This is a genomic window from Bacillus altitudinis (assembly GCF_001191605.1).
Classification (GTDB): Bacteria; Bacillota; Bacilli; order Bacillales; family Bacillaceae; genus Bacillus; species Bacillus altitudinis.
In genome coordinates this window covers 3,232,066-3,254,980 of sequence record NZ_CP009108.1, presented here as the reverse complement: position 1 = coordinate 3,254,980, position 22,915 = coordinate 3,232,066, and the positions used below count along the sequence as shown (strand labels likewise).

Below are 22,915 nucleotides of genomic sequence, written 5' to 3'. Positions count from 1 at the left end.
GGCTTTTGGAGGTGAATGTTGTGAAGAAATTTGTTTTCCTTTTCATCCTGTTATGTGTTGCTGCTGGGTGCTCAAAACCAGTTCAGGAAAGTGTGATTGCATTTGGTGACAGTAACACAAGAGGATCGAACTGGGATTTTCGAGATTATCCAACATCTGAAAAATGGGTGAATCTCATGAAAAACGTCGAGCGCGGCCAAATCAAGGTACAGAATGCCGGAATTGGCGGGCAGACAACAGAAGATGCGAAGCTGCGCTTTGAGCAGGATATTTTAAAACAAAAACCAACTTACGTCCTCATCATGTTCGGTACAAATGATGCGGCGATTCTAGACGGGAAACATCCCCGTGTGACCAAAAAACGATTTAAAGAAAACTTATCCTACTTCATTTCTGAAAGTAGAAAAGAGGGAATTACCCCGATCCTCATGACGTGCGTGCCTGTGGTGGAAGGAGGCAAAAAGGGCTTGTATTATTATTCTAGATATAAGTCATCTTATTTTGCTGAGAGAGGCGGGGCGAGAGCTTGGCAAAACTCATACAATGACATCACAAGACAAGTAGCTGAAAAACAGCAGGTGCCGCTTGTCGACAATTGGAAAGCGTTCATCCGAGAAGCGGGTGAAGATAGTGACAACGCCTTGATTCAGTCTGGCCTCATTGACCCTTCTGGCAATCATATGACACCAAAAGGGGCAAGAATCATTTATAACGAAATCAAAGAGCGTGATGTCATTAAACATTTTTAAAAGCAGGCCATCTGCCTAAACAAGACGATCCATCTCGCATAGTCTAACAGTATATCTTCCTAGAAGGAGGTAACTGATATGTGGGGATGTCCTTATCCTTACCCTGCGTGTTCGCCTTATCCAGCTCAAGGAGCAGGAATCGGTTACGCTTTTCTTGTTGTGTTCCTTGTCGTCATTTTGGTCGTAGGTGGAGGGTTATGGTTTTGGAATGAACAGCCTTGCAAATAAGACACCTCTTCTTTGATCAGAAGGGGTGTTTTTTACGGAAAATAGTAGTAAGCCTATAGCGCAAGTGATATAATATCAGTCACCTGAGTTTAAAAAGGAGAGTGCTCGGGAGGCATGGTTCCTGGATATATGGAATTAAGAGGAAACAGAGAGCATATGCCCGAGCGAACGTCTTTTCATTTCTGTCTCAATTAATTCAATGAAGTCGCGATTTAAGTTCATTTCATTTGCTTTATAATACGATTCTATAAGTAAATCATCTGACAGCTTTTTCATACTAGAAACCCATATGATGGGAAAAACACCTCCCCTGAAAAAGTTGGCATAAAACTTGAGGAAAAGACATATCATCATAGGTTGATCGAATGTCTTTGAAGTACCTTTAATCTACCATGAATGGGAAACAAGAACAATCGTTCTGTTATCCACATGGTTAAGTGGATAACTTGTGGGTAGAGTGTTTATAATTGAATGAAAGCGTGATGAAATATAGGTGGATAATGTGTGTAAAATTATCCACACCTGTTGAAGGTCCTCATCATATGTCGAAAACTTTTTCGTTGTATTCGATAGACAGACAAATTGTGATTTGATTCGACACAATCGCTGAAAAACCAATGGAAGAAAGGGTGCAAATTGTGCTAAAGAAGTATTTCTTACCGGATGAATTTGTGAAAAGTATTTTCCACATTTCACCGCAAAAACTAAAAGAACGAAATGTAAAAGGAATTATTACAGATTTAGATAACACACTAGTAGAATGGGATCGTCCAAGTGCGACCCCGCGTTTAATTGAATGGTTTCAAGAGATGAAAGATCACGGGATACAGGTGACGATTGTATCGAACAATAATGAAAAAAGGGTCAAGCTTTTTTCTGAGCCGGTTCATATCCCGTTTATTTATAAAGCGAGAAAACCGATGGGAAGAGCCTTTAATAAGGCCGTCGCTGATATGCAATTGAAGAAAGAAGATGTGGTTGTCATTGGCGATCAGCTTATGACAGATGTGCTTGGCGGAAACAGGCATGGCTTCCATACCATTTTGGTTGTACCTGTTGCGGCATCGGACGGATTTTTCACGAAGTTTAACAGGCAGATTGAACGCAGAATTTTAGGAGCCTTAAAGCGTAAGGGCCACATTCAGTGGGAGGAAGAGTAATAATGGAAAAGGTTGTTTGTATTGGCTGCGGTGTAGCCATTCAGACGGAAGATAAAGATCAATTAGGATATGCGCCGGCAGCATCTCTATTGAAAGAAGATGTGATCTGTCAGCGCTGTTTTAGGTTAAAGAACTACAATGAAATTCAGGATGTATCTTTAACAGAAGACGACTTTTTAAATATTTTACACAGCATTGGCGAGACTGATTCTCTGATCGTCAAGGTCGTTGATATTTTTGACTTTAACGGAAGCTGGATTAATGGACTGAGCCGTATTGTTGGTGGTAATCCCATTTTACTTGTCGGCAACAAGGTAGATATTTTACCGAAATCCGTGAAAAAAGACCGTCTTGTTCAATGGATGAAGCGGGAAGCAAAAGAAAATGGGCTCAATCCGATCGATGTGTTTTTAATCAGTGCGAGCAGAGGACAAGGTGTGCCTGAGGTCATGGAGGCAATTGATCATTACCGTGAGGGTAGAAATGTCTATGTTGTCGGCTGTACAAATGTTGGGAAATCAACATTTATTAACCGCATTATCAAAGAGGTGTCTGGAGAAGAGAATGTGATCACCACATCCCAATACCCAGGGACAACACTTGATGCGATTGAAATCCCGCTTGATGACGGGTCTGCTTTATTCGATACACCGGGGATCATCAACCGCCATCAAATGGCGCACTATGTCGGCAAAAATGACTTAAAGATTTTAACGCCGAAAAAAGAATTGAAACCGAGAACGTTCCAGTTAAATGAAGCTCAAACGCTTTACTTTGGCGGACTGGCTCGATTTGATTATGTAAAAGGCGGCAGAACATCCTTTGTTTGCTACATGCCAAATGAACTCAACATTCATAGGACGAAGATGGAGAATGCAGATGACTTATATGAAAAGCATGCAGGTGAACTGCTTTCACCGCCATCAAAAGAGGGAATGGAAGATTTCCCGCCGCTCGTTCCGCACACTTTCACCATCGATCAGCCAAAAATGGACATTGTCTTTTCAGGATTAGGCTGGGTGACTGCAAATGATGCTGGGAAACAAATCAAAGTGTATGCGCCAAAAGGCGTGCACGTGTTTATGAGACGTTCGTTAATTTAAATGTTCAGAGGGGGAGAGACCTTGAAACCTTTATACGGAGTAATCGGTAACCCTGTTGGCCATTCAATGTCTCCAGATATTCATAATGCAGCATTAAAGGATGCTGGAATTGATGGACATTATCATGGCTTTCAAGTAGAAAATGATGACCTGAAAGATGCGATTAGCGGCATGAAAGCGTTAGGAATCAGCGGCATTAACGTCACTGTTCCGCACAAGGTAGAAATCATGAAGTACCTCGACAAAATTGATGTGACAGCTGAACGCCTTGGTGCCGTCAATACGGTGCGGCTCGAAGGAGATCAGCTCGTTGGGTACAATACAGATGGAGAAGGCTTTCTTCATTCATTGCTTGAAGCGTTGGATCAGCCGTTATCAGAGCTGTCATTTCTCCTGCTTGGTGCTGGTGGAGCAGCAAGAGCGATTTACACGACAATTGCTGAGTATGCACCGAAACAATTTGATATCGCCAACCGCACCATTGAAAAAGCTGAGGCTTTAATTGAAAGTGCCGATGGGAAAATCACATCTCATGCCATTGCATTAAATACAGCAGAAGAGCGGCTTGGGGAATATGATGTCATCATCCATACGACCTCGATTGGTATGTATCCGAATGTTGAAGAAACCCCAATTTCTTTAGCGAACGCAAAAAAAACAGCGGTCGTTTGTGATATTGTGTATAATCCAATAGAAACAAAGCTGCTAAGTGAAGCAGCCGGGTTAGGTTTGAAAACAGTCGATGGCGTCGGCATGTTTGTTGGTCAGGCGGTAAGAGCCTTTGAACTATGGACGGGCATTACACCTGACGCCCGAAAAATGAAGTCAATTGTCATAGAGAAATTAGGAGGAACACCATGTTAAAAGGTAAGCAAAAACGTTTTTTACGTGCGCAAGCACATCATTTATCACCTATTTTTCAAGTTGGAAAAGGCGGGGTAAATGACAATATGGTCAAGCAAATTTCCGAGGCGCTTGAAGCAAGAGAACTTTTGAAAGTCAGCGTATTGCAAAACTGCGACGAGGACAAAACAGAGGTTGCAAAAGCACTTGTAAAAGGTGCAAAAGCTGAACTCGTTCAAACGATCGGAAATGTGATTGTCCTTTATAAGGAATCAAAGGAAAATAAACAAATTAAGCTGCCGTAAAGGTGGATATGATATGAAAAAAATAGGATTGTTCGGCGGTACGTTTGATCCCCCGCATAATGGGCATTTGCTGATGGCAAGTGAGGTGCGTTTCCAAGTAGGGCTTGATGAAATTTGGTTTATCCCAAATCACAAGCCCCCTCATAAAACGGGCCGAAAACGAGCAGAGAGTCATCACCGCGTAAAAATGGTGGAAAAAGCGATTCAGACAAATCCTCATTTTCGAGTTGAGCTTATTGAAATGGAGCGGGAGGGCCCATCTTATACAGTAGATACGGTTGAGCTGTTAAAGAAGCGCCATCCTGAAGATGAGTTCTTTTTTATGATTGGAGCGGACATGGTCGAGTATTTGCCAAAATGGCACAGAATCGATGATTTGCTTCAGATGATCACCTTTATTGGGATGAAAAGACCAGGTTATGAAGGAAATACGGCGTATCCTCTTTTGTTTGCAGATGTTCCGGCTTTTGATGTATCATCGACATTGATTAGGCAGCGAATGAAGCAGGGGAAACCTGTTGATTATTTGATTCCGAAAGCGGTTGAGTGTTATATAAAGGAGCATCATTTATATGAATCGTGAAGAAGCTTTAAACTGTGTCAAACAGCAGTTAACAGAGCATAGATATACACATACAATTGGGGTAATGGAGACGGCCATTTCATTAGCTGAACGTTTTGGTGCAGATGTGAAAAAAGCAGAGGTCGCGGCTATTTTCCACGATTATGCTAAATTTAGACCGAAAGAAGAAATGAAGGGCATCATCCAGCAAGAACAGATGAACCCTCTATTGCTTAAATATTCACCTGAGCTTTGGCATGCCCCAGTTGGTGCCTATTTGGTCAAAAAAGAAGTTGGAATTGACGACCAAGATATTTTAACAGCCATTGAATTCCATACGTCCGGCAGACCGAACATGACATTGCTTGAAAAAGTTATTTATGTCGCCGACTATATAGAGCCAGGACGCCATTTTCCTGGTGTAGAGGAAGTAAGAGAGTTAGCAGAGCAGGATTTGGACCTTGCCTTGATTCAATCTTTAAAAAACACCGTCAGCTTTTTAATGAAAAAGAATCATCCAGTTTTCCCTGATACACTTGCTACTTATAACTCACTTGTGCAAAAGAACAACTAAGGAGGAATTTTGATGGATGCATCATCAATTTTAAACATCGCAGCAGGAGCGTGCGATGATAAACGGGCAGAGGACATTATTGCCCTGAATATGCAAGGGATCTCACTTGTTGCAGATTATTTTCTCATTTGTCACGGGAATTCTGACAAACAAGTACAGGCCATTGCAAGAGAAGTGAAACACCTTGCAGAAGAAGGCGGCATCGAAGTTAAAAAGATGGAAGGCTTTGACGAAGCAAGATGGGTATTGATTGATTTAGGAGATGTCATTGCTCATGTGTTCCACAAAGAGGAAAGAGGATACTATAACTTAGAGAAGCTTTGGGGAGATGCGCCGAGAGAAACGCTTTCGCTTGGCATTAACTCATGATTTATCAAGGATTTGCAGGTGTGTATGATGAGCTCATGACACATGCCCCTTATGATGAATGGGTTCAGTGGATACAGCGGTATATCAAGCCAAATAGTGCGATTATCGATGTAGGTTGTGGAACTGGAGAGATCTCTCTTCGGTTAGCTGCAAAAGGCCACATGGTCACAGGAATTGACCTAAGTGAAGAGATGCTGGCATTTGCGCAGCAAAAAGCACAGGCTCATAAGCAGTCTATTCAATTTTTACATCAAGATATGAGAGAGCTTGAGGGGTTTGAACAAACTTTTCAAGCAGCGGTTATTTGCTGTGATTCTTTGAATTATCTAAAAAACGAAAATGACGTCAAAAAAACCTTTAAAAACATGTTTCAGCTTTTAGAGGCAGGTGGGGTTTTATTGTTTGATGTTCATACCCCTTATAAAATGGAAGAGGTATTTCCTGGCTCTACTTATGCCGATCAAGATGAAGAGATCAGCTATATTTGGCAGAGTGATCAAGGAGATCATCCTTTTTCGGTCATTCATGATTTAAGCTTTTTTGTAAAGGACGGAGACGTGTATGAGCGTTATGATGAAACGCACGAACAGCGTACATTTCCTTTTGAGACATATGCAGCGTTCCTTGAGTCCGCTGGCTTTGAACAGATTGAAGTGACCGCTGATTTTACAAATGAAGCACCTCAAGAATGTGCAGAAAGATATTTTATTTCAGCGAAGAAACCAAAAACCATCGTTTAATGGACGATGGTTTTTTTAAAACCCTTTTTTCGCTTGTTGCGAACATGTTTAATTTCTGAGATCATCAGTAAACACACTCGGTGGGTATTGATGCGCAACCGCTTCTACATCCTCATCGAACTTGTCATGAGTGTTCTGGAAAAGCTGATGGAACATATCTTGAACACCTGCTTCAAGTGCTTTAATGCCCTCGCCGGTGACGCCGCCTTTTACACACACCTTCTCTTGCAGTGTAGGCAGGGTATACACCCTTTTTTCAATCAAACGGCCAAGTCCTACAAGCATATCTTCTGATAAGGTGGTGGCTTCTTCTTTTGAAATATCCGTTTCTTGAACAGCGGCTTCAATCATTTTCTGAACAAGAAAGCTAATAAAGGCAGGACCGCAGCTGACAATATCTGAGGCTGCCCGTGTGATTGAATGATGAATTTCGATTGGTGTTGAAATGCGGGAAGCGAGTTGTCTGAGCGCTGCTTTTGTCGTGACATTGCATGATGAACCAAATGTTAAAAGTGATGCGCCTGATAATGCGCGGTTGGTGATGCTTGGGATCAGTCTGGCTGTTTGACAAGGAACAATGTCTTGAAGCTGTTCAGGATGAACTGGACTTGTAATGATGACAATGGTTTGCTGTTCTTTTAAAAGTGGGCTCAGCTCTTTTAAAAGCGGATAAATATCAAGTGGTTTGACACAAACAAAGATGAAATCTTTATCTGTTACAGCTCCTGAAAGCTGTTTCGTCACTTCGACCTCTGGGTGATTCTTTTTTATATTGAACGCTTTTTCGATGGTCCGATTTGTAATGGTGATGGATGAGGGATTGACTGCTTTTGATTCAATAAATGCCTCAGTAAGTATGGTACCCATGTTTCCTGTACCGATTAACCCTATATTCAAACGTTCTCCCTCCTTAGACGCATAGGATCTGTTATCTTCTAAACAGTATGTGAAGCAGCGTGAAAATATGATTGAAAGAAGCGTGAACAAGTGAAGCAGCTCATGTCATTGAAAAAATACAGTCTTTATCTGATAGCTGGTATCATCATCCTCGTCATCATCTGTTTCTTCTTTTTAGCAGGAAAAGAGAAAGGTGGCACAGGGCCAAGTGTATTGAAAGAACAACATGAAACGCGGGTCACATTAGAAGAAAAACAAGAGAGTGCAGAAAAAGAGCCAACATCCATCGTAGTAGAGGTCAAAGGAGCTGTACGGAAGCCGGGCGTTTATGCATTTATGGCTGAGGACAGAGTTGAAGAAGCGATTAAAAGAGCAGGTGGTTTTACGAGTAAGGCAGATACAGTTGACATCAATCAAGCAGCAAAATTAGAGGACAGTATGATGATTTATGTACGAAAGAAGGGGGAAGGTGACAAGCAGGGACAAACAGCAGCGGCTAATACGCCGCCGGGAAATGAACAGAGTCAAGGGGTGAATGTCAATCAAGCTGATGCAGCGGAATTGCAGACCATTAACGGAATAGGCCCAGCCAAAGCGGAAGCCATCATTGCGTATAGAGAAGAACATGGAGTATTTCAGCAAATTGAAGATTTGCGGAATATTTCGGGTTTTGGAGAGAAGACCATTGAACGGCTGAAAAATCAACTGACGGTTAAGTAGAATTGACGGTATAGAAGAAAGGCATGTACACTTAATACCATACATCATTCTGGAGGGATCAGCTCGTGGAGAGAATTTCATGGAATCAATATTTTATGGCTCAAAGCCATCTGCTTGCTTTGCGAAGCACCTGTGAGCGGCTAGCTGTTGGGGCAACGATCGTAAGAGACAAGCGCATCATCGCAGGTGGATATAATGGATCCATTGCCGGCGACGTGCATTGTGCAGATGTAGGGTGCTATGTCATAGATCATCACTGCGTTCGTACAATCCATGCGGAGATGAACGCTATTTTACAATGTGCCAAATTTGGTGCACCAACGGCTGATGCTGAAATATATGTGACGCATTTTCCTTGCTTGCAGTGCTGTAAAGCGATTATTCAAGCAGGTATTCGAACAGTGTATTATGCGAAGGATTATAAAAATCATCCATATGCTGTTGATTTATTTGAACAGGCCGGAGTTCAAACAGAACAGGTTGAACTAGATGAGATGATTATTGACTTAAAAAACCAAGAAAAATTAGCCTTTGTTGCGGATTTAATAGGCAAACTAAGTGAATCAGGACATAGCGAAACAGAAATTCGTCAAATGCATGAAAAGGCGAATCAATTATTTACTTCCTATGTTTAAGTATTTGCCGTTCGGGGCGATTTCAGCAGCTGTTGGAATTGCTCTGGCCGCATATCATCTTCATTTGTATTTTCTCCTTTTTCTTCTTGTATGTCTTCTTTTCAGTTTGCTGAAAAAAACACCCCAGCTCTTTCTAATGGTCAGTTTGTGTGGAACGATCTATATGCTCATTTTTATGGTGCATCAGTCTTTTGAAACGGATCATCCCGTACAAGAAAAATCATTTTCTCATTCGGTTGTGATTGAAACGATTCCGAAAATAGATGGCAATCGCTTTTCAGCGACTGTTTCATCAGAGAATCGTCGACTAGCGGCATTTTATACGATTCAAACGGAGCGTGAAAAAGAAGCGCTAAAAGATGTTGGGCCAGGTATGAGCTGTCATATGACAGGTGAGATGCGGTTGCCCAAACATGCAACCATACCGAATGGCTTTCAATATGATCAATTTCTAAAAACAAAAGGCATTGATGCTATTTTCCTAACGCAGTCTATGAAAAGCTGCACGAAACATGACAGCCCTTCACATTACCTTTCATCTATTAGGCAGAAGGGGTTGAAATTTCTAGAAGATCACGTTCCGAAGAGTTCTGTTGGGATTGTGCAGGCACTTATTTTTGGCGATCGTGATTTAATAGACCCTGATACATTAAGAGATTATCAAATGCTTGGCATCATTCATTTATTAGCCATTTCAGGACTTCATGTTCAAACATTGCTCGCTTGTCTATTTTGGTGTCTACTCCGCGCTGGCGTGACAAGAGAGACAGCGCGTATTCTTTTATTATCCTTTTTGCCGGTTTATGCTTGTTTAACAGGTGCTGCACCATCTGTGTTAAGAGCCTGTCTCATGGCTGGAATTTATTTAGTCATCACAAGCCTGCCAAAAGAAATGAAACAGCCTTCTGCGGTCGTGTTAAGTGCAGCGTTCTTGGTTTTATTAGCTATTCAACCACTTTATATATTTGATGTCGGTTTTCAGCTGTCATTTGTAGTGACATTATTTATTTTGCTATCCACTAGTATTTTATCAAAAGCAAAAAGTTCGGTAATGCAGTTATTCCTCATTTCCTTGATTGCACAGCTTGCTTCGCTTCCTGTTCTTTTATATTATTTTCAGCAATTTTCCTTGCTGAGTGTTCCTTTAAATATGATGTTTGTTCCTTTTTATACAATGGTTGTCATGCCTCTGTCCTTATTCTTTTTTCTTTTATCTATCATTTATCTTCCGCTTGGACAAACACTGTTTCAGCTGCTTGATTGGGTGATCCAGTTTAGTCATCAATTGTCTGCACACATGGCTGCTTACGATAGTCTTACTCTCATTTTTATGAAATCGACATGGTGGCATGTGCTCCTAGAGGTTTCCTCCATTGTTTTTCTATTCATTGTGATGGAATGTAAAACTTCTATCAAATCTTATCTTGTGCCGATTTTGATTCTCGTTTGTGTGCTGTCTGTACACTATTTCACGCCGAATTTTCTTCAAAAAGGAGAGGTCACGATGTTAGATGTAGGACAAAGGGATAGTTTGTTTATTCAGCTACCTTATCGAACCGGGCATATATTAGTCGATACAGGAGGCAGACTTTCTTTTGAAGAAGAGCCATGGAAAAAAAGACGTAAAGTATCTACAATTGGGGATCAAACGCTTATTCCATTTCTGCATTCTAAAGGCATAGCAAAACTTGATGTCCTCATCCTTACCCATGCAGATCAAGATCATATGGGAGAAGCGATGCGGTTAATAAAGCGAAATAAAGTCAAACGCCTTGCAATCCCAAAAGGCTTTGCTCGAAATCCAGAGGATGCGCAGCTTTTAAAGGAAGCGGCTGATCAAAGGATTCCTATAGATGAGTTAGAAAGAGGGGATCAGCTGAGAATTGGAGGACAAAAATTTGACGTTCTGCATCCCGCAAGTGACCAGGTGACGAGTAAAAATAATGATTCACTGGTCCTCACCTTTACGCTTGGCGGAAAGCGTTTTATGCTGACTGGGGATCTTGAACAAGAAGGGGAACGAGACATCATTCAAGCTTACCCTGAGCTACGAGCGGATGTCTTGAAGGTTGGGCATCACGGGAGTAAAGGATCAACAAGTGAAGAATGGCTTCAGCATTTGAACCCGTCATATGCACTGATTTCAGTAGGTGAACGAAATCGGTATCACCATCCTCATCAAGAAGTTTTGAAAAAATTAAATGATCATCAAACAAAGGTGTATCGTACAGATATTGATGGAAGTGTGACCTATGAATTTCTTGAAGAGGATGGAACATTTTACGCTCATCCTCCATATGATATCTTACAAAATCAATAAAAAAACTGCCAAAACGGCAGTCATCTTGCATTCATGTAGTTAAGATCCAACGAGGTGTATCACTGTTGCCAAAATAAACATTGAGGCGAAAAATCCGAATGTGACGATAAAACCAACAGCTGAGTCGGTCACATCATTCCGCTTGCTTTGAACATTCTTTTCAAATTCATTCATTTTCATCCCTCCTGGCTATTTTTAGTATACTTGAACTCATTTGGAATTGCTAGAAGGTAAAGTAACCGTTTTCCATTTTCATGATCATTTTGTGAATATCGTCTGACTGTAAGCTGACCCGGGAGCTTACGTGAGACGTTTACTATAAATGAGGAGGCGGCACTTTCAGCTTCCTCTTTACTAATGTCTCTACACACTTTAGGATAGAGGAGGAAGTGAAAGAGAGGGATTTAAGCGAATGGTCTTTGAAGTATGGAACAATTTAAAAAAAGGGGATATCAATCCCGTTTATTGCTTATATGGAAAAGAAACGTATTTACTTCAAGAGACAGCTGCAAAATTGAGACAAGCTGTCGTCGACGAAGAAACAAAGGATTTTAATTACTCTGTCTTCGATATGGAAGAGGTGCCGCTTGAGCAGGCTGTGACGGACGCAGAAACATTTCCGTTTATGGGAGAGCGGCGTCTCGTTGTGATCAAGAACCCTTATTTCCTCACTGCAGAAAAGAAAAAAGAAAAGATCGAGCATCAGCTTTCTGTGTTAGAAGCTTATTTAGAAAAGCCAGCACCCTATACGATTCTCGTGTTATTAGCGCCATATGAGAAACTGGACGAACGTAAGAAAATCACCAAATTGTTAAAAAAGAAAGCGGCTGTGGTTGAGGCGAAAGAGTTAAATCCGAAAGAAACAACGGATTTCACCATCACATTAGTGAAAACAGAAGGAAAAACAATCTCTGCTGAAGCGGCAGAACAGCTTGTCATGTTATGTGGCGGGAGCCTGTCCTCACTTTTTCAAGAGGTTCGAAAGCTAAGTACATATATTGGGCAGCGAGAGGAAATTGAGCTGGCGGATGTCAATCAGCTCGTTGCACGAAGTTTGGAGCAGAATATTTTCGAATTGATTAACCAAATCGTGAACAGGCGCCGGTCTGAAGCGATGCAAATGTTTTATGACCTCCTAAAGCAAAATGAGGAACCCATTAAAATATTGGCACTCATTTCAAATCAATTTCGGTTGATATTGCAGACAAAGTACTTTGCTCAGCAGGGATACGGGCAAAAACAAATTGCGTCAAACCTGAAAGTCCACCCATTCCGGGTCAAACTCGCGATGGATCAGGCAAGACTGTTTTCAGAAGAAGAGCTAAAGTACATCGTCAAAGAGCTCTCCACGATTGATTATGAAATGAAAACGGGTAAAAAGGACAAGCAGCTATTATTAGAATTGTTCCTGCTTCGGCTATTAGGGGCTTGAACATAAAAAAACGACCTTCTCAAAAGAGGGTCGTTTTTGTTTAGATGTATAATTGCCAGTCTGTCCTTATGGCTGAGCCGTTCAGGACGGACGTACAGTTAAACAGGTGCCTCATCACTGAGGCGTTGCAAACATTATGCAGAAAGTCCGTTTACTTGTTTCGCAAGTCTTGATTTGTAACGCGCAGCTGCGTTTTTGTGTACAAGACCAGTTTTAACGGCTTTGTCAATGCGTTTTGCAGCAGAAGAAAGAGCAGCTTTTGCTTGCTCAGCATCGTTGTTAGCTACAGAAACTTCAACTTGTTTAATCGCAGTACGCATCGCAGACTTGATTGTTGCGTTGTGTGCACGGCGTTCGTTATTCGTTTTTGTACGTTTGATCGCTGATTTAATATTTGGCATGTGTTTCACCTCCTAAGATACAACCTAAACACAATTGTCTTAAGGTTAAATCTTCACAATAGAACAAATTGTATTCTATCAAACACACCTTTAGAATGCAATATAAATGTAAAGTATTTTTCATTGATGAAGCGCTCGAATGTTTCTTGAACGAGATGGAAAGACTACTGTTAATTACTTGATGGAAGGAGCCTTTTCATGAAGAAACAGAAACTCGATTTAAGCGCTTATCAAATCCGGACCGATTTGGCCGTTGAAACAAAAGAGATACTAGAACAAGAGAACGATCCGAATGTGGTCAAAAAGGACGGTATTCAAGGAATTGTTGAGAAGGAGAAGGAAGAGCATGGCATCCGCATCCGCACTGTGGAGATTACGACAGAAGGAGAAGAACTGACCGGAAAAAAGGCGGGGACATACTTGACGCTTGAGGCGCAAGGAATTCGGGAGAAAGACTCTGAGATGCAAGAAAAAGTGGTTGAAGTTTTTGCCCATCATTTTGCTCAGTTTTTAAAAGATCACGGCATTCAGGCAGATGCGAGCTGTCTTGTCGTAGGACTCGGAAACTGGAATGTCACGCCTGATGCTTTAGGGCCGCTTACAGTTGAAAATTTACTGGTGACACGCCATTTATTTGAATTACAGCCTGAGAATGTGCAGGAAGGCTATCGCCCAGTGTCTTCATTATCGCCTGGGGTCATGGGGCTGACTGGTATAGAAACAAGTGACATTATACAAGGTGTCATTGAACGATCTAAACCAGATTTTGTGATCGCCATCGATGCACTGGCTGCACGTGCAGTAGAACGGGTGAATACGACGATTCAAATTTCTGATACAGGTATACATCCAGGATCGGGTGTCGGAAATAAACGAAAAGAATTAAGCAAAGAGACCTTGGGGATTCCAGTCATTGCCATTGGTGTACCGACAGTGGTCGATGCAGTCACGATCGCAAGTGACACGATTGATTACGTGTTAAAGCATTTTGGTAGAGAACTGAAAGATGATAGACCTTCCCGATCTTTAGTACCAGCGGGTCTGACATTTGGGAAGAAAAAAGTGCTGAATGAAGAGGATTTGCCAGATGATGAAACGCGTCAATCCTTTTTAGGAATCGTCGGAACGCTTCCTGAAGAAGAAAAAAGACAGTTGATCCATGAAGTGCTTGCACCGCTTGGACAAAATCTAATGGTCACACCGAAAGAAGTGGATACATTCATTGATGACATGGCGAACGTACTCGCCAATGGGTTAAATACAGCACTTCATCAAAAAATCTCTCAAGACAACATGGGTTCCTATAATCATTAAACAGTTCTACTTTCTCTAGCTCGCTCATAGTGTAATTACTAGAAAGCGTGCTGGAGGGAGTAAATCATGAAAAAAAGACCTCGCCGTCCTCGACAGTTGGTCGTTGCGATTAATGGAACAAAAGTAGTGAAGAGTATTTTTTTGTTTATTGTCTCTCTGGTGGTTGTGTTTGTCATGTCAGGGGCTTTGACGTCTTTAAAACCTGAGCTTAGGCCTCAAGCATCATTATATGGTGTGGCAGATGAGCTGTCAGGGGCATTCTTTGCAACTCTAATGGGGATGGAAAATCAATATTTTTCCTCAGCAGTCCCAGAAGATCAAAAAGGATTTCATTTCTCCGGGCTGTCACTCAAACTTGCCACAAGTATCAATTTAGAAGACCCCCGCAGTTTTCTAGGAAGAGAGCTGCCAGGCTTTGAACATTTTGATACAAAAATCATCCTAGCAGGTGAAGGTACAGACTATACGAATATGCCAATGGAATCGCCGCCTCCAAGTGAAGTCATCAAAGATGAAAAAGAAGCAAATCTAGCTGAGCTGGACAAGCTTGATGAAGATGAACCGAAAACGCCTGCAAAAGAGCCGGACCAGTCGACAGGAAAACGAAAAGCTGTATACATTTATCACACACATAATACGGAATCATATTTACCATTTTTAAAAGGAGAAACAAACCCAAACAATGCGCGCCACTCAAAAGTGAACGTCACCCTTGTCGGGGAGATGTTTGGTAAAGCGCTCGATCAGCAAGGAATCGGCAACACAGTGGATAAAACAGAAATTGAAAAAAGACTGCTGAAAAAAGGGTTGAAGTATCCTCAATCATATAATGAATCCAGATTGGTTGTAAAAGAGGCTCTCGCTAAAAATGATGACCTAGATTACTTAATCGATATTCACCGGGATTCAAGAAGAAAGAAAGATACGACAGTAGAAATCAAAGGCAAGAAATATGCGAGAATCGCGTTTGTTGTAGGGAAGAAGAATCAAAGCTATGAGAAAAACTTAAAGCTGGCGACAGAGTTCCACCATTTGATGGAGAAAAAATATAAAGGACTTAGTGTCGGTGTGTTTGCCAAAGGAGAAATTGGTGATAATGGAATCTATAATCAAGATTTATCTGACAAAGCCCTCCTATTAGAATTTGGCGGTGTGGATAATAATATGGAAGAACTGAAAAACGCATCCAATGCAGCAGCTGATGTGTTCAGTGAAATTTTCTGGGACGCAGAAAAGGTAGACGGCAAAGCAAAGGATGAGAAAAAACGGTCTTAAGGTGGTGGAGGACATGGGCTCATTTATCGGAAAAACCATTATTTTATCGCTCGTATTGCTATTCGGTGTCTTTTTAGGAATGCAGCAAGCTAATAATGGCATGCTTCAAATGAAAGGGTATCATGATCCGCAATTAAAAGGGGCCTTCACTGTCCAAACGAATGATGATCAAGAAAAAGAAGCTTCTATCCTCGGAACAGCTGTCACACAAAAAGACTTAGCAGAAAAACAAAAGCAGCTAGAAGAAATGGAGAGCTTTAATGCCTTCTCTAAGGCCGGAAAAGCATTATCAGAAGGTATGACGCATGCAGCCCGTACACTTTATGATTGGGTGAATGGTAAATAAACTGTTGTAAGCATCATGTTGGATGTTATTTCATAAGATATCACACCTTTTCGTGAAAGCCGCTAACCGATGAGCGGCTTTTCTTGATTTCGATTGAATCTTTACAGCCCTATTGATATAATCTAACCTAGCGCAACCCGCGTTTTATAGTAGGAGTGATAGATTGTGACAGATAAAGAAAAACGATTAGAACGGCAATCAAGAATTCGAAATTTCTCCATTATCGCCCATATTGACCATGGGAAATCCACATTGGCTGACCGTATTTTGGAAAAAACAGCGGCGATTACGCAACGAGAAATGAAAGAACAATTACTTGATTCCATGGACTTAGAGCGTGAACGCGGCATTACGATCAAATTAAACTCTGTTCAGCTGAAATATCAGGCGAAGGATGGAGAAGAATATATTATGCACCTGATTGATACACCAGGGCATGTCGACTTCACCTATGAGGTATCTCGAAGCCTAGCTGCCTGTGAAGGTGCAATTCTTGTGGTGGATGCAGCACAAGGCATTGAAGCACAGACACTAGCGAACGTTTATTTAGCTCTTGATAACAACTTAGAAATCCTGCCGATCATTAACAAAATTGATCTGCCGAGTGCAGAACCTGAACGTGTAAGACAAGAAATTGAAGATGTCATCGGGTTGGATGCATCTGAAGCTGTTCTCACCTCTGCTAAGGCGGGCATCGGGATCGAGGATATTTTAGAACAAATCGTCGAAAAGGTGCCGGCACCAGCTGGAGATCCAGAAGCACCACTTCAAGCCCTCATTTTTGATTCTCTCTACGATGCGTATCGTGGCGTCATTGCTTACATACGAATTGTCGAAGGAACCGTAAAACCGGGTCAAAAAATTAAGATGATGGCGACAGGCAAAGAATTTGAAGTGCTTGAAGTTGGCGTATTTACACCGAAAGCAATGCCAACAGACGAACTCACTGTTGGAGATGTTGGCTATTTAACAGCTGCCATTAAAAACGTTGGTGATACACGAGTAGGGGATACGATCACAAGTGCGGTAAACCCTGCGAAAGAAGCTCTGCCTGGATATAGAAAGCTGAACCCAATGGTGTACTGCGGCCTTTATCCAATTGACACAGCGAAATATAACGACTTGCGTGAAGCGTTAGAAAAGCTTGAATTAAATGATTCTTCACTTCAATATGAGGCAGAGACATCCCAAGCACTTGGCTTCGGCTTCCGCTGTGGCTTCCTTGGCATGCTTCATATGGAAATCATCCAAGAACGGATTGAACGTGAATTTAAAATCGACCTCATTACGACAGCGCCAAGTGTTATTTACGATGTGTATATGACAGACGGAGAAAAAATCGTTGTAGATAATCCATCCAATTTGCCTGATCCGCAAAAGATTGAGCGAATTGAAGAGCCATACGTGAAGGCAACAATGATGGTGCCAAATGATTATGTTGGTTCTGTGATGGAGCTTTGCCAAGGAAAGCGCGGCAATTTCATTGATATGCAATATCTTGATGCAAACCGCGTGAGCATTGTGTACGAAATTCCTCTGGCAGAGATCGTATACGAATTCTTTGATCAATTAAAGTCCAATACAAAAGGGTATGCATCCTTTGATTACGAGCTGATCGGCTATCGCCCATCCACTCTAGTGAAAATGGATATCATGCTTAATGGCGAAAAAATCGATGCTCTTTCCTTTATTGTTCACCGCGATTATGCATATGAACGCGGAAAGATCATTGTAGAAAAGCTGAAAGAACTGATTCCGCGCCAGCACTTTGAAGTGCCAGTTCAGGCAGCGATCGGTCAAAAGATTGTTGCTCGGTCTACCATTAAAGCAATGCGCAAGAACGTACTAGCGAAGTGTTATGGTGGAGATATTTCCCGGAAAAGAAAGCTTCTTGAGAAGCAAAAAGAAGGGAAAAAGCGCATGAAGCAAGTGGGTTCTGTAGAAGTCCCACAAGAAGCATTTATGGCCGTGCTGAAAATGGACGACAGCACACCGAAAAAATAACATCCTCAAGGCAACCTGCTTTACAATGCTCGCCTTGACGTTTATAGTCGAAAACAAACGAAGAGGCCGCAGCGATAAACTGCGGCTCTTTACCTGTAAAGAAGGTGTCAACAAATGAAAGCAGCATACATTCACATCCCATTTTGTGAGCACATTTGTCACTACTGTGACTTCAATAAATTTTTCATAAAAACCCAGCCGGTCGATGAATACTTAGCCGCTCTTGAAAAAGAAATGCAGCACACGATCGATCAAAAAGGGGAGCAAGAACTAAAGACGATCTTTATTGGCGGGGGAACCCCGACATCACTGACAACCAGCCAGTTAGATCAGCTTATGGACAGCATTCACCGCGTATTAAAACCAACCAAGAACTTAATCGAGTTTGCAGTAGAAGCAAACCCAGACGAACTATCGCTTGAGAAATTGAATGTCTTAAAATCAGCAGGTGTTAATCGGCTGAGCTTTGGTGTTCAAACATTTGAAGATGACCTGCTCAAAAAAATCGGACGGGTTCATCAAAAGAAAGATGTTCTCACATCTTTCGAGCGAGCAAGAGCAGTTGGGTTTGACAACATTAGTCTTGATCTGATGTTTGGTTTGCCTCATCAAGAGAAGCATCATGTCATGCATTCACTAGAGACCGCTTTTTCATTAGGTGCAGAACATTATTCGGTTTATTCGCTGATTGTCGAGCCAAAGACGGTCTTTTACAATTTGATGCAAAAAGGGAAACTGCATTTACCACCGCAAGAACGTGAGGCTGAAATGTATGAGCTCGTCATGGATGAAATGGAGCGGCACGGACTCAAACAATATGAGATTAGCAATTACGCCAAACCAGGTTTTGAAAGCCAGCATAACCTCACCTATTGGAGCAACGAAGATTACTTTGGTTTTGGCGCTGGAGCGCACGGGTATGTAGATGGCGTCCGTAATGTGAACGCTGGACCAGTGAAGCATTACTTAGAGCTCATTGAACAAACAGGGTTTCCATATAAGGAAACGCATCAGGTGACAAAAGCAGAACAGATCGAAGAAGAAATGTTCTTAGGTTTGCGGAAAATTGAAGGCGTGAAAAGTGCTCACTTTCAAGCGAAATTTGGAGCATCACCAGAAGCACTCTTTCCCGCCATTCTTGAAGAATTAGCAGAAAAAGGTCTCATTGAACAGGATGAGATTGGCATTCATTTAACAAGAAAAGGAAAATTGTTAGGAAATGAAGTATTTCAAGCGTTTCTCGGTGAGTTATAATTGACATTTTAATTTGAGTTTGGTAATTTTGTTTATACAATTAGCACTCGTTGAAAGAGAGTGCTAACAGGGGTGATGATGATGTTAACAAATCGTCAGCTTTTGATTCTACAAGTCATTATTAATGACTTTATTCGTTCGGCGCAGCCAGTTGGATCAAGGACTCTTTCCAAAAAAGAAGACATTACATTCAGCTCTGCGACGATTAGAAACGAAATGGCTGATTTGGAGGAACTCGGTTTTATTGAAAAGACCCATTCTTCATCAGGAAGAATTCCTTCCGAAAAAGGATATCGTTATTATGTAGATCATTTGCTCTCTCCGCGAAAACTGTCATCTAAAGAGCTTGTGCTCATCCAGTCAGTATTTCAGGAGAAAATTTTTGAGCTGGAAAAAACAGTTCAAAAATCGGCGGAAATTTTATCAGATCTCACAAACTACACATCGATTGTCCTTGGTCCAAAGCTAAGTGAAAATCGATTGAAGCAAATTCAGCTTGTCCCCGTCCAGCCTAATAAAGCAGTAGCGATTATGATTACAGACAGCGGGCATGTTGAAAACAAAACCATTACCTTCTCTGAGCATCTTGATGTCTCCGATATTGAGAAGCTGATGAATATTTTAAACAGCCGCTTAGCCGGAGTCCCGATGGATCAGCTGAAGGACAGGATGTATAAAGAAGTAGTGATGCTCCTTCGCACGCATTTAAAAGACTATGATCATATTTTAGATGCACTTGGTAACACATTCACTTCAACACAAAATGAATCAAAACTTTTCTTTGGCGGGAAGATTAATATGTTGAACCAGCCAGAGTTTCATGACATTGACCGCATTCGTTCACTCATGATGCTGATTGAACAAAAGAACGATGTCATGCAGCTGTTTCATCCAAATCAGCAAGGAATCACCATTAAAATCGGTTCAGAAAACAATTTGGAAGCAATGGAGAACTGCAGTTTAATCACAGCAACTTATGCGATTGATCAAAAATCACTCGGCTCCATCGCTGTCATTGGTCCAACCCGTATGGATTACGGGCGAGTCGTTAGTCTTTTGCATCATGTATCAAAAGACTTGTCAAACGCACTTTCCAATTTGTATGATGAGTAGGGTGATAAAAGATGGGGGCACAGCCCCTTCGTATAATTGAATCTTTTGAGGGAGGTGAACACAATGTCAGAAGAAAAACAGACACCTGAGCAAGCAGCAGAGGTTGAAGCACAAGAAGAAGCAGTTCAAGCAGAAACTGAGGAAGTAAAGCACGATGAACAGTCTGCCTTCCAAGAGAAGATTTATGAATTGCAGCAGCTTCTAGATGAAAAAGAAAACAAAATTCTGCGTGTTCAAGCAGATTTTGAAAACTATAAACGCCGTGCTCGAACTGAAGTGGAGACCGTGCAAAAATATCGTTCTCAACATGTTGTCAGCGACCTTCTCCCAGCTCTCGACAACTTTGAAAGAGCGCTTGGAATCGATCCAGACAATGAGCAGACGAAAAGTTTGTTAGAAGGTATGCAAATGGTTTACCGCCAGCTGGTAGAAGCGTTGAAAAATGAAGGCGTTGAACCAATTGAAGCTGTCGGCAAAGAGTTCGATCCAAACCTTCATCAAGCCGTCATGCAAGTTGAAGATGAAAACTACGATTCAAACATCGTTGTAGAAGAATTGCAAAAGGGCTATAAACTCAAAGACCGAGTTATTCGTCCATCAATGGTAAAAGTAAATCAATAACTACATAATGGGAGGTCATCGAATATGAGTAAAATCATTGGTATTGACTTAGGAACAACAAACTCATGCGTTGCAGTACTCGAAGGCGGCGAGCCAAAAGTTATTGCAAACGCTGAAGGAGCACGTACAACACCATCTGTTGTCGCTTTTAAAAATGGAGAGCGCCAAGTAGGTGAAGTAGCGAAGCGTCAATCAATTACAAACCCGAACACCATCATGTCTGTTAAAAGACATATGGGTACAGATTATAAAGTAGAAGTTGAAGGCAAGAACTACACGCCGCAGGAAATCTCTGCAATTATTCTTCAACACCTTAAATCTTATGCTGAAGCTTATCTTGGCGAAGAAGTAACAAAAGCGGTTATTACAGTTCCTGCTTACTTCAACGATGCAGAGCGCCAAGCAACAAAAGATGCTGGTAAAATTGCTGGTCTTGAAGTAGAACGTATCATCAACGAACCAACAGCAGCTGCACTTGCTTATGGTTTAGATAAAACAGATGAAGATCAAACGATCCTTGTATATGACCTTGGCGGCGGTACATTTGACGTATCAGTCCTTGAGCTTGGAGACGGCGTCTTTGAAGTACGCTCAACTGCTGGGGACAACCGTCTAGGTGGAGACGATTTTGACCAAGTCATCATCGATCATCTAGTGGCTGAATTCAAAAAAGAAAACGGCATTGATCTTTCAAAAGATAAAATGGCGCTTCAGCGTTTAAAAGATGCTGCTGAAAAAGCGAAAAAAGATCTTTCTGGTGTATCTTCTACACAAATCTCACTGCCATTTATCACAGCTGGAGATGCAGGTCCTCTTCACCTAGAATTAACGCTAACGCGTGCTAAATTCGAAGAGCTTTCTGCAGACCTTGTAGAGCGTACAATGACACCTGTACGTCAATCACTGAAAGATGCTGGTCTATCTGCTAGCGAGATTGATAAAGTTATCCTTGTTGGTGGATCAACTCGTATTCCTGCAGTACAAGAAGCAATCAAAAAAGAAACAGGTAAAGAGCCTCATAAAGGCGTAAACCCTGATGAAGTGGTTGCACTTGGTGCGGCAATTCAAGGTGGAGTTATCACAGGAGATGTCAAAGACGTTGTTCTTCTTGACGTCACACCACTTTCTTTAGGAATTGAAACAATGGGCGGCGTATTCACAAAGCTGATTGAACGTAATACAACCATTCCAACAAGTAAATCTCAAGTATTCTCAACGGCTGCTGACAACCAAACTGCTGTAGACATTCACGTCTTACAAGGTGAGCGTCCAATGGCAGCAGACAACAAAACATTAGGTCGTTTCCAATTGACTGATATCCCGCCAGCACCACGCGGCGTACCACAAATCGAAGTATCTTTTGATATCGATAAAAACGGTATTGTCAACGTACGTGCGAAAGATATGGGTACAGGCAAAGAGCAAAACATCACAATCAAATCTTCTTCAGGTCTTTCTGATGATGAGATCGAAAAAATGGTCAAAGAAGCAGAAGAAAATGCTGAAGCAGATGCAAAGAAAAAAGAAGAAATCGAAGTGCGCAATGAAGCAGATCAATTAGTGTTTACAACAGAAAAAACATTAAAAGATCTTGAAGGCAAAATCGATGAAGAGCAAGTGAAAAAAGCGAATGATGCAAAAGATGCGCTAAAAGCTGCGATCGAAAAAGGCGAGCTTGAAGACATCAAAGCGAAAAAAGATGAGCTACAAACAATCGTTCAAGAATTAACGACAAAGCTCTATGAAGAAGCTGCAAAACAAGCACAAGCTCAGCAAGAAGGCGCTGAAGGTGCTCAAAAAGCAGATGACAATGTAGTGGATGCAGAATACGAAGAAGTAAACGACGATCAAGAGAAAAAATAATCACCTTTACTTTTGAAAAAGACTGCTGAAACGTACTCGTCAGAAAGTCAAAGTCAGGATCTCTTGGCTTTGACTTTTTTCTTTTCA

Annotated in this window: 26 protein-coding genes; 22 read left to right on the top strand and 4 right to left on the bottom strand. The window is 41.5% G+C overall.

Translation table 11 applies throughout. The features are described from left to right. Positions 1 to 20: 20 nt before the first annotated feature. Together ID12_RS16430 and ID12_RS19400 are read left to right on the top strand one after the other, a co-directional pair. Positions 21 to 749 carry an SGNH/GDSL hydrolase family protein gene (locus tag ID12_RS16430; protein WP_169476094.1) on the top strand — a complete coding sequence of 243 codons (729 nt, stop codon included), beginning with the start codon at positions 21 to 23 and terminating at the stop codon, positions 747 to 749. A 78-nt stretch (positions 750 to 827) separates the two neighbouring features. Further along, a complete protein-coding gene (locus tag ID12_RS19400) occupies positions 828 to 977 on the top strand; it encodes a hypothetical protein (protein WP_003217499.1) in 150 nt (49 codons plus the stop codon). A gap of 135 nt (positions 978 to 1,112) precedes the next feature. Here ID12_RS19400 and ID12_RS16425 read toward each other — a convergent pair whose 3' ends face one another. After that, on the bottom strand, positions 1,113 to 1,253 hold the full coding sequence (locus ID12_RS16425; protein ID WP_003217327.1) for a sporulation histidine kinase inhibitor Sda: 141 nt from the start codon (positions 1,251 to 1,253) through the stop codon (positions 1,113 to 1,115). A gap of 362 nt (positions 1,254 to 1,615) precedes the next feature. Between ID12_RS16425 and ID12_RS16420 the strand changes: the two genes are divergently transcribed. Genes ID12_RS16420 through ID12_RS16385 form a run of 8 tightly spaced genes read left to right on the top strand, consistent with a single transcriptional unit; the run spans position 1,616 to position 6,633 of the window. Beyond that, positions 1,616 to 2,137, top strand: coding sequence for a YqeG family HAD IIIA-type phosphatase (locus tag ID12_RS16420; RefSeq protein WP_008356191.1), 522 nt, complete (start codon positions 1,616 to 1,618; stop codon positions 2,135 to 2,137). Between the two features lie 2 nt (positions 2,138 to 2,139). Beyond that, on the top strand, positions 2,140 to 3,240 hold the full coding sequence (yqeH, locus tag ID12_RS16415; protein WP_007501357.1) for a ribosome biogenesis GTPase YqeH: 1,101 nt from the start codon (positions 2,140 to 2,142) through the stop codon (positions 3,238 to 3,240). Between the two features lie 21 nt (positions 3,241 to 3,261). Beyond that, positions 3,262 to 4,104, top strand: coding sequence for a shikimate dehydrogenase (gene aroE, locus ID12_RS16410; RefSeq protein WP_050827448.1), 843 nt, complete (start codon positions 3,262 to 3,264; stop codon positions 4,102 to 4,104). After that, positions 4,098 to 4,388, top strand: coding sequence for a ribosome assembly RNA-binding protein YhbY (gene yhbY, locus ID12_RS16405; RefSeq protein ID WP_008342507.1), 291 nt, complete (start codon positions 4,098 to 4,100; stop codon positions 4,386 to 4,388). The genes aroE and yhbY overlap by 7 nt, the downstream gene beginning before the upstream one ends. 13 nt (positions 4,389 to 4,401) lie before the next feature. After that, complete coding sequence (locus tag ID12_RS16400; protein WP_050827446.1) at positions 4,402 to 4,971, top strand: nicotinate-nucleotide adenylyltransferase; 570 nt, start codon at positions 4,402 to 4,404, stop codon at positions 4,969 to 4,971. After that, a complete protein-coding gene (yqeK, locus tag ID12_RS16395; protein WP_050827444.1) occupies positions 4,961 to 5,524 on the top strand; it encodes a bis(5'-nucleosyl)-tetraphosphatase (symmetrical) YqeK in 564 nt (187 codons plus the stop codon). The genes ID12_RS16400 and yqeK overlap by 11 nt, the downstream gene beginning before the upstream one ends. Positions 5,525 to 5,536: 12 nt before the next feature. Further along, entirely contained in the window at positions 5,537 to 5,893 is a 357-nt protein-coding gene (gene rsfS / locus ID12_RS16390; protein WP_008342502.1) for a ribosome silencing factor, read from the top strand. Continuing rightward, the gene (locus ID12_RS16385) at positions 5,890 to 6,633 is read left to right on the top strand and encodes a class I SAM-dependent DNA methyltransferase (protein ID WP_050827442.1); all 744 of its coding nucleotides are present in this window, start codon (positions 5,890 to 5,892) and stop codon (positions 6,631 to 6,633) included. The genes rsfS and ID12_RS16385 overlap by 4 nt, the downstream gene beginning before the upstream one ends. A 48-nt stretch (positions 6,634 to 6,681) precedes the next feature. On the opposite strand, the gene comER is transcribed toward ID12_RS16385, so the two are convergent. Then, on the bottom strand, positions 6,682 to 7,530 hold the full coding sequence (gene comER / locus ID12_RS16380; RefSeq protein WP_050827440.1) for a late competence protein ComER: 849 nt from the start codon (positions 7,528 to 7,530) through the stop codon (positions 6,682 to 6,684). A 90-nt stretch (positions 7,531 to 7,620) separates the two neighbouring features. Between comER and ID12_RS16375 the strand changes: the two genes are divergently transcribed. From ID12_RS16375 to ID12_RS16365, 3 genes are all read left to right on the top strand, one after another. After that, positions 7,621 to 8,250 (top strand): ComEA family DNA-binding protein, encoded by a 630-nt coding sequence (locus tag ID12_RS16375; protein ID WP_050827438.1) that lies wholly within the window; start codon positions 7,621 to 7,623, stop codon positions 8,248 to 8,250. A gap of 65 nt (positions 8,251 to 8,315) precedes the next feature. Next, positions 8,316 to 8,885, top strand: a complete 570-nt coding sequence (locus ID12_RS16370) for a ComE operon protein 2 (protein WP_050827436.1) — start codon at positions 8,316 to 8,318, stop codon at positions 8,883 to 8,885. Further along, the gene (locus tag ID12_RS16365; protein WP_050827434.1) at positions 8,878 to 11,205 is read left to right on the top strand and encodes a DNA internalization-related competence protein ComEC/Rec2; all 2,328 of its coding nucleotides are present in this window, start codon (positions 8,878 to 8,880) and stop codon (positions 11,203 to 11,205) included. The genes ID12_RS16370 and ID12_RS16365 overlap by 8 nt, the downstream gene beginning before the upstream one ends. Before the next feature lie 39 nt (positions 11,206 to 11,244). Here ID12_RS16365 and ID12_RS19160 read toward each other — a convergent pair whose 3' ends face one another. Beyond that, positions 11,245 to 11,379, bottom strand: a complete 135-nt coding sequence (locus ID12_RS19160; protein ID WP_008342491.1) for a YqzM family protein — start codon at positions 11,377 to 11,379, stop codon at positions 11,245 to 11,247. A 238-nt stretch (positions 11,380 to 11,617) separates the two neighbouring features. Here ID12_RS19160 and holA point away from each other — a divergent pair, with 238 nt between their 5' ends. After that, the gene (holA, locus tag ID12_RS16360) at positions 11,618 to 12,637 is read left to right on the top strand and encodes a DNA polymerase III subunit delta (RefSeq protein ID WP_048001522.1); all 1,020 of its coding nucleotides are present in this window, start codon (positions 11,618 to 11,620) and stop codon (positions 12,635 to 12,637) included. A 134-nt stretch (positions 12,638 to 12,771) separates the two neighbouring features. Here the strand turns inward: holA and rpsT are convergent, their stop codons facing one another. After that, the gene (gene rpsT, locus ID12_RS16355; protein WP_008342485.1) at positions 12,772 to 13,038 is read right to left on the bottom strand and encodes a 30S ribosomal protein S20; all 267 of its coding nucleotides are present in this window, start codon (positions 13,036 to 13,038) and stop codon (positions 12,772 to 12,774) included. Between the two features lie 198 nt (positions 13,039 to 13,236). Between rpsT and gpr the strand changes: the two genes are divergently transcribed. From gpr to dnaK, 8 genes are all read left to right on the top strand, one after another. Continuing rightward, entirely contained in the window at positions 13,237 to 14,352 is a 1,116-nt protein-coding gene (gpr, locus tag ID12_RS16350; protein WP_008342483.1) for a GPR endopeptidase, read from the top strand. 66 nt (positions 14,353 to 14,418) lie between these two features. Beyond that, complete coding sequence (locus ID12_RS16345) at positions 14,419 to 15,627, top strand: stage II sporulation protein P (RefSeq protein ID WP_050827433.1); 1,209 nt, start codon at positions 14,419 to 14,421, stop codon at positions 15,625 to 15,627. A 13-nt stretch (positions 15,628 to 15,640) separates the two neighbouring features. Then, positions 15,641 to 15,973: a YqxA family protein gene (locus ID12_RS16340; protein ID WP_017367631.1), complete on the top strand. Its 333-nt coding sequence runs from the start codon at positions 15,641 to 15,643 to the stop codon at positions 15,971 to 15,973. Between the two features lie 165 nt (positions 15,974 to 16,138). Continuing rightward, positions 16,139 to 17,977 carry a translation elongation factor 4 gene (gene lepA / locus ID12_RS16335; protein WP_008342476.1) on the top strand — a complete coding sequence of 613 codons (1,839 nt, stop codon included), beginning with the start codon at positions 16,139 to 16,141 and terminating at the stop codon, positions 17,975 to 17,977. 114 nt (positions 17,978 to 18,091) lie between these two features. Further along, positions 18,092 to 19,231: a radical SAM family heme chaperone HemW gene (gene hemW, locus ID12_RS16330; protein ID WP_050827431.1), complete on the top strand. Its 1,140-nt coding sequence runs from the start codon at positions 18,092 to 18,094 to the stop codon at positions 19,229 to 19,231. Between the two features lie 81 nt (positions 19,232 to 19,312). Then, positions 19,313 to 20,344, top strand: a complete 1,032-nt coding sequence (gene hrcA, locus ID12_RS16325; protein WP_008342473.1) for a heat-inducible transcriptional repressor HrcA — start codon at positions 19,313 to 19,315, stop codon at positions 20,342 to 20,344. A gap of 63 nt (positions 20,345 to 20,407) precedes the next feature. Further along, positions 20,408 to 20,965: a nucleotide exchange factor GrpE gene (gene grpE / locus ID12_RS16320; RefSeq protein ID WP_050827429.1), complete on the top strand. Its 558-nt coding sequence runs from the start codon at positions 20,408 to 20,410 to the stop codon at positions 20,963 to 20,965. Positions 20,966 to 20,989: 24 nt separating this feature from the next. Further along, on the top strand, positions 20,990 to 22,828 hold the full coding sequence (dnaK, locus tag ID12_RS16315; protein WP_008342469.1) for a molecular chaperone DnaK: 1,839 nt from the start codon (positions 20,990 to 20,992) through the stop codon (positions 22,826 to 22,828). Positions 22,829 to 22,915 lie beyond the last annotated feature (87 nt).